This window comes from Geobacter sp. PheSNFMC (genome assembly GCF_059620965.1).
This window is the reverse complement of the sequence record NZ_JCAMRN010000036.1, coordinates 25,015-32,120: the sequence shown is the minus strand read 5'-3', so window position 1 is coordinate 32,120 and position 7,106 is coordinate 25,015. Positions and strand designations below refer to the sequence as shown.

The following is a 7,106-nucleotide window of genomic DNA, read 5'->3' as shown; positions in this document are numbered from 1 at the left end:
CCGACCACCCTGGTGAAGTGGCGCAAGCGGATCGGTCCGAAGGGAATGGACAAGCTGCTCCAGGTAACGATCGAGACGGCAAAGAGCAAAGAGTACATGACCGAAAGGCATCTGGAGCGGGTTAACGTCGATACCACCGTCCAGGAAAAAGCCATCGCCTTCCCGACCGATGCCCGGCTTTACCACAAGGCCTGCCGTCTCCTGGTGAAGCTGGCCAAGAGAGAAGGAGTCAATCTGCGCCAGTCCTATGAGCGACTCGGCAAGAAGGCCTTCATCATGCAGGGGCGCTACAGTCATGCCCGGCAGAGGAACCGGGCCAAACGGCAACAGAAGCTGCTGCGCAACTATCTGGGCCGGGTCATCCGAGACATCGAACGCAAATGCGAAGCGCCGGGTACTCTGCTGGCCACGATGCTGGAGCGGGGCAAGCAGATCTTCAACCAGAAACGCAATGACAGCAACAAGCTCTACAGCATGCAAGCCCCCGAGGTCGAGTGCATCGGCAAAGGCAAGGCCCACAAGAAATACGAATTTGGCTGCAAGGTCTCCCTGGTTAGCACCTCACAAGACAGCTGGATAGTTGGCGTACAGGCTATCCATGGCAATCCGTACGACGGGCACACCCTGAAAGATTCACTCACTCAAGCCGAGGCAGTCAGCGGTTGGCGGCCAAAGCATGCCTACTGCGACAAGGGGTACAGGGGAGCACCGGCAGTACTCAAGAACACAGAAATCCACCTGGCCAACAAGAAAAAGAAAAGCATGAAGGCCAGCGAATGGAAGTGGAACCGAAGGCGCAGCGGCATTGAGCCGATCATCGGCCACGTCAAGCAGGATCACCGGATGGACCGCAACTACCTCAAAGGCAAAGAAGGCGACAAGATCAACGCCATCCTGGCCGGGTGCGGCTTCAACATCAGGAAGCTCCTCCGAGCTGTCCTTTTGTGGCTTTTCAAAGAGCGGTTCAGAGGCATCACTGACGACATTACGGCCCTGATTGAGAGATTCAACCGGCTGTATCAACCTGTCTCAGGGTGATTTGAGACTTTTTCAGGCACGACTAGATAGCAGTTTAATCCTTATAGGGGAAAACCGGAAAACTTCGCTATTAAAAACATTAAGTGCAACAAGTCCGATACCAGCCCCCTAAATCCGGTTGGTCACTCTCATTGCGTTCTGCTTTCACCATGCTTTCACTAACTACCATAACTTTAATTAGCTTTTGATGGATTTGGGTGGACTTTGACTGGTGGGCAGACGTGGATAACGCGTCGAAATAACTAGAGTATTTATTTTGTTGATACTTCTGGCGGTAGTTTTCGAATCCCGTTTCCCGCTCCAAAAAATCAAGGGGTTAGGCCGAATGGTCTAGCCCCTTTTCCGTTCGCGTGGTCTCTCGTGTTGTCTCCCTTAACCCCCTCCCGAATTTGCTTGGATGAGTATACTTTGAGTTGAGTGATATCGGACTATTGCGTTTCCCGCTACGGCTCCGTTCAGAGTGAAAGGCTGGCCGGCGTTGTCTGTGGAGCGTTCGGTTGCGGCGATGGTGATCATCTGATGATGGCGGTGCTGGTGGTGCCGGAAAGTCAGGCAGCGTCCACCGGCGATCTTCAGCCGCGACAGGCCGTGAGGAGCGGATGCCTGTGGAACTGCCAGGGGGTCTTTCACGGCTCCTGCGGCTGCCACTGCACAGTGCACGGCCGGCAACTGCCTTTAGCCTGTGACCATGGCCCTTCTTCCGTGCGTTTTTTTGCGGCGTGATCTTTAGTTAATTGAAGTACAACGTTTTTCGTAAAGTTTATTGTTTAATTGTAAAATAATATCTTGACCTGTTGTTGGGGAATGTGTATTTATTGTCTATCGAGATTGTAGACTGATGATATCGAAAAAGACCAAATACGCGCTCAAGGCGATGCTCTACCTGGCCCGGGAGCAGGACAAGGGGCCCATCCTCATTGCCGACCTGGCGCGGGACGAGCGGATTCCCAAGAAGTTCCTGGAGCTGATCCTGCTGGCTCTCAAGAACGCGGGGGTGCTCCAGAGCAAAAAGGGGAAGGGGGGCGGCTACTATCTCGCCCAACCCCCGCGGGAGATCAGCATGGGCCGGATCATCCGCATCCTGGAAGGCCCCCTGGCCCCGGTCCAGTGCGTGAGCGAGACCTCCTACGCCCGGTGCGAGGAGTGCGACGACGAGTGGAGCTGCGGCATCCGGCTCGTCATGAAGGATGTGCGCGACGCCATGGCAACGATCCTTGACGGGGCCACCCTGGCCGATGTGCTGGAACGGGTGGAGCGGGAGAAGCAGAAGAAGGACGGGGTGCTTTTTTACACGATCTGAACGGGGCGTTTTTTTATGCCCTATTAGACTACTAAATCGATAGATTAAAAACGCAAAAGGAGCCGACCATGAAACCGATCAAGACCATCGCAGCCGTTGCCGCAGCATTCCTCGCCCTTGCCGCTCCCCTGGGGGCCCGCGCCGAGGTGAGCCTCCTCAACGTCTCCTACGACCCGACCCGGGAGCTGTACCAGGACTTCAACGCCGCCTTTGCCGCCTACTGGAAGGGGAAGGGCGGGGGGCCGGTCACGGTGAAACAGTCCCACGGCGGTTCGGGCAAACAGGCCCGGGCGGTCATCGACGGCCTGGAGGCCGATGTGGTGACCCTGGCACTGGCCTACGACATCGACGAAATCGCGGGAAAGGCGAAGCTGATCCCTGCCAACTGGCAGAAACGGCTGCCCCACAACAGCTCCCCCTACACCTCAACCATCGTGTTCCTGGTCCGCAAGGGGAACCCCAGGAACATCCGCGACTGGAACGACCTGATCCGCTCCGACGTCAAGGTGATCACCCCCAACCCCAAGACCTCAGGCGGGGCCCGCTGGAACTATCTGGCCGCCTGGGGCTACGCCCTGAAGCAGAAGGGGGGGAGCGAGGCAACGGCCCGCGACTTCGTGACCAGGCTCTACAAGAACGTGCCGGTGCTTGATTCCGGCGCGCGCGGCTCCACCACCACCTTTGTCCAGCGCGGCCAGGGCGACGTGCTCCTGGCGTGGGAGAACGAGGCATTCCTGGCCGTGAACGAGCTGGGCAAGGACAAATTCCAGATCGTGGTGCCGTCGGTCAGCATCCTGGCCGAACCGCCGGTGACGGTGGTGGACAAGGTGGTTGACCGGAAGGGGACCCGCACGGTGGCCGAGGAGTACCTGAAGTACCTCTACACCCCGTCGGGGCAGGAGATCGCGGCCAAGAACTACTACCGCCCCATCGACAAGAAGGTTGCGGCCAAATATGCCGCCTTCTTCCCGAAGGTCAGGCTCTTCACCATCGATGATACTTTCGGCGGCTGGCAGGCGGCCCAGAAGAAGCACTTTGCCGACGGCGGGGTCTTCGACCAGATCTACGGGCCGGGGAAATAACGTGATGCAGGGGCTGCGAGCCGGCGTGAAATCCGCAGCCCTGCATTGGGATTATGCAAAGGACCAACCACCATGGCGACAAGACCAATCACGCGAAACACCGTCATCCCCGGCTTCGGCCCGGCCCTGGGCTACACGGTCTTCTACCTCTCCCTGGTCGTGCTCCTGCCGCTCTCGGCCCTGGCGGTGAAAACGGCCAGCCTCACCTGGGGGGAATTCCTCGCCACCGTGGCAGCCCCCCGGGTGGTGGCCTCCTACCGGGTCACCTTCGGCGCGGCCCTGGCCGCCGCCGGGGTCAACGCGGTCTTCGGTCTCTTGGTGGCCTGGGTGCTCGTGCGCTACCGCCTGCCGGGCAAGCGCTTCATCGATGCCCTGGTGGATCTCCCCTTCGCGCTCCCCACGGCCGTGGCCGGCATCACCCTGTCGTCGGTCTACGCGGCCAACGGCTGGCTCGGCCAGTTCCTGGAGCCCCGGGGGATCACGGTCGCCTTCACCCCGGTGGGGATCTTCGTGGCCATGACCTTCATCGGTCTCCCCTTTGTGGTGCGGACGGTGCAGCCGGTTCTGGAAGAGCTGGAAGAGGAGGTCGAGGAGGCCGCCGCCTGCCTCGGCGCCACTCGCTGGCAGACCTTCCGGCGGGTGCTGTTCCCTGAGCTCCTGCCGGCGGTCCTGACCGGCTTTGCCCTGGCCTTTGCCAGAGGGGTCGGCGAGTACGGCTCCATCATCTTCATCGCCGGCAACATGCCGATGGTGTCCGAGATCACCCCGCTCCTGATCATCACCAAGCTGGAGCAGTACGACTATGCCGGCGCCACCGCCATCGCCACGGTGATGCTCTTCTTCTCGTTCCTGATGCTCCTGGCCGTGAACCTGCTCCAGAAGTGGAGCCGGCGCCATGCAGCCTGACCCGGAGGACCCGACCATGCCAGCATCAATCCGCACCCGCACCGAGCCGGCCCCGGTCCGCTGGGCGCTCACCGCCGGCGCGCTCCTGTTCCTCGGCCTCTTTCTGTTCGTGCCCCTGGCCGCGGTCTTTGCCCAGGCCCTGGAAAAGGGGTGGGGCGCCTACCTGGCAGCCATCCGCGAGCCCGACGCCCTGGCAGCGGTGAAGCTGACCTTCATCACCGCGGCCATCAGCGTGCCCCTGAACCTGGTCTTCGGCGTGGTCGCGGCCTGGGCCATCGCCAAGTTCGAGTTCCGGGGCAAGCAGCTCCTGATCACCCTGATCGACCTGCCGTTCTCGGTGTCGCCGGTCATCTCGGGCCTGATCTACATCCTTCTGTTCGGGCTCCAGGGGTGGCTCGGCCCCTGGCTCCAGGATCATGACGCAAAGATCATCTTCGCCGTGCCCGGCATCGTCCTGGCCACGGTCTTCGTCACCTTCCCCTTCGTGGCCCGCGAGCTGATCCCGCTCATGGAGGCCCAGGGCACGGACGAAGAAGAGGCGGCCATCACCCTGGGGGCGAACGGTTTCCAGACCTTTTGGCGGGTGACCCTGCCCAACATCAAGTGGGGGCTCATCTACGGGGTCATCCTGTGCAACGCCCGGGCAATGGGCGAGTTCGGGGCGGTCTCGGTGGTCTCCGGCCATATCCGGGGCGAGACCAACACCATCCCCCTCCACGTGGAGATCCTCTACAACGAGTACAACTACGCCGCCGCCTTTGCCGTGGCCTCGCTCCTGGCCCTGCTGGCCCTGGTCACCCTGGTCCTGAAGAGCGTGGTCGAGTGGCGGATGCGGGCCGATGCCTGACCCGGACGCCGCAGCGAGATAAAGGAACCAAGACATGAGCATCGAGATCGTCAACGTCACCAAGCAGTTCGGCAGCTTCACCGCCCTGGACAACGTGAACCTGGCCGTCCCCTCCGGGGAGCTGACCGCCCTCCTGGGCCCCTCGGGCTCGGGCAAGACCACCCTGTTGCGGATCATCGCCGGCCTGGAGACGCCGGACGCCGGCTCGATCCGCTTCGACGGCGAGGAAACCACCGACCGCCACGTGCGGGAGCGCCAGGTCGGCTTCGTGTTCCAGCACTACGCCCTGTTCCGGCACATGACCGTGGCGGAGAATGTGGCCTTCGGCCTCACCGTGAAGCCGCGCCGGGAGCGGCGGCCGAAACAGGAGATCAGGGAGCGGGTTCACGAGCTCCTGCGCCTGGTGCAGCTTGAGGGGCTTGCCGCCCGCTTCCCGTCCCAGCTCTCCGGCGGCCAGCGCCAGCGGGTGGCCCTGGCCCGGGCCCTGGCCGTGGAACCCAAGGTGCTGCTCCTGGATGAGCCCTTCGGCGCCCTGGACGCCAAGGTGCGGGTGGAGCTGCGGCGCTGGCTGCGCCGGCTCCACGACGAGATCCACGTCACCAGCGTCTTTGTCACCCACGACCAGGAAGAGGCCCTGGAAGTGGCCGACCGGATCGTGGTCATGAACAGGGGCCGGATCGAGCAGGTGGGGACCCCGGCGGAGGTCTACGACCAGCCGGCCAATCCCTTTGTCTTCGACTTCCTGGGCAGCGTCAACCTCTTCCACTGCCGGACCGGGCAGGGGCAACAGGCGCGGGCCGCCACCCCCGAAGCGGCGGTGGGGTATGTGCGCTCCCACGACATCGAGGTGGAGCGGAGCCAGACCGCCGACGCCGTGGAGGCCCAGGTGCGCCACATCCAGTCCGTGGGCCCGGCAGTGCGGGTTGAGCTCCTGGTGCGCGGCACCGGCAAGACCGTTGAGGCGGAACTCTCCCGCGACGGCGCCGAGCGCCTCGCCCTCAGCCCCGGCGAAACGGTCTATGCCCGGCCGCGCAGGATTCAGACCTTTGTGGAGGATTATCAGATATGATGTTCTGCCCGGCGTTTCCGCACGGAGTTGCATAACCATGTTCACCGACCAACAGATCGAGCGCTATTCCCGCCACATCATCCTGAAGGAGGTGGGGGGCAAGGGGCAGAAGAAGCTCCTGGACGGTAAGGTGATGGTGATCGGCGCCGGCGGGCTCGGGGCCCCCATCGCCCTCTACCTGGCCGCGGCCGGGGTCGGCACCATCGGCATTGCCGACGCCGACGTGGTGGACATCTCCAACCTCCAGCGGCAGGTGATCCACTTCACCCCCGACGTGGGCAAGCCCAAGGTGGAATCGGCCCGGGAGAAGATGGAGGCCATCAACCCCGACGTGAGGGTGCGGACCTACCAGGAGTGGATCTCCGCCGCCAACATCGCCCGGATCATTGCCGACTACGACTTCGTCATCGACGGCACCGACAACTTCGCCGCCAAGTTCCTCGTCAACGACGCCTGCGTCCTGGCCGGCACGCCATACTCCCACGGCGGCATCCTCCAGTTCGACGGCCAGACCCTGACCGTGAAGCCGGGGGAATCCCCCTGCTACCGCTGCATCTTTCCGGCCCCGCCGCCAAAGGACGCCATCCCCACCTGCGCCCGGGCCGGGGTCATTGGCGTGCTCCCCGGCGTGCTCGGCACCATCCAGGCCACCGAGGCGATCAAGTACCTGCTCGGCCAGGGAGACCTCCTCACCGGCCGGCTCCTCACCTACAACGCCCTGCGGATGCGCTTCCGCGAAGTGCCGGTGAAGAAGAGCGCCCGGTGCCCGGTCTGCGGCGACAATCCCACCATCACGGAACTGGTGGACGAGCTCGACATCGAGACTTCCTGAACTTCATCCGTGTGGTGATGGTCGGTAATACG

7 protein-coding genes are annotated in these 7,106 nt (G+C 62.7%); all 7 read left to right on the top strand.

Going from position 1 to position 7,106, the window contains the following annotated elements:
- Positions 1-1,038: IS5 family transposase (locus AC6CDK_RS09800; RefSeq protein WP_226048292.1), on the top strand; the 1,038-nt coding region annotated here is incomplete at its 5' end.
- 838 nt (positions 1,039-1,876) lie between these two features.
- Positions 1,877-2,338, top strand: a complete 462-nt coding sequence (locus AC6CDK_RS09795; RefSeq protein ID WP_014551599.1) for an RrF2 family transcriptional regulator — start codon at positions 1,877-1,879, stop codon at positions 2,336-2,338.
- Between the two features lie 68 nt (positions 2,339-2,406).
- A complete protein-coding gene (locus AC6CDK_RS09790; RefSeq protein WP_066357602.1) occupies positions 2,407-3,420 on the top strand; it encodes a sulfate ABC transporter substrate-binding protein in 1,014 nt (337 codons plus the stop codon).
- A gap of 72 nt (positions 3,421-3,492) precedes the next feature.
- Complete coding sequence (gene cysT, locus AC6CDK_RS09785) at positions 3,493-4,326, top strand: sulfate ABC transporter permease subunit CysT (RefSeq protein WP_066357601.1); 834 nt, start codon at positions 3,493-3,495, stop codon at positions 4,324-4,326.
- A 16-nt stretch (positions 4,327-4,342) separates the two neighbouring features.
- Positions 4,343-5,173 carry a sulfate ABC transporter permease subunit CysW gene (gene cysW / locus AC6CDK_RS09780; protein WP_066358358.1) on the top strand — a complete coding sequence of 277 codons (831 nt, stop codon included), beginning with the start codon at positions 4,343-4,345 and terminating at the stop codon, positions 5,171-5,173.
- Between the two features lie 34 nt (positions 5,174-5,207).
- Entirely contained in the window at positions 5,208-6,242 is a 1,035-nt protein-coding gene (locus AC6CDK_RS09775; protein ID WP_192905332.1) for a sulfate/molybdate ABC transporter ATP-binding protein, read from the top strand.
- 37 nt (positions 6,243-6,279) lie between these two features.
- Positions 6,280-7,074 carry a HesA/MoeB/ThiF family protein gene (locus AC6CDK_RS09770; protein ID WP_192905331.1) on the top strand — a complete coding sequence of 265 codons (795 nt, stop codon included), beginning with the start codon at positions 6,280-6,282 and terminating at the stop codon, positions 7,072-7,074.
- Positions 7,075-7,106: the final 32 nt, after the last annotated feature.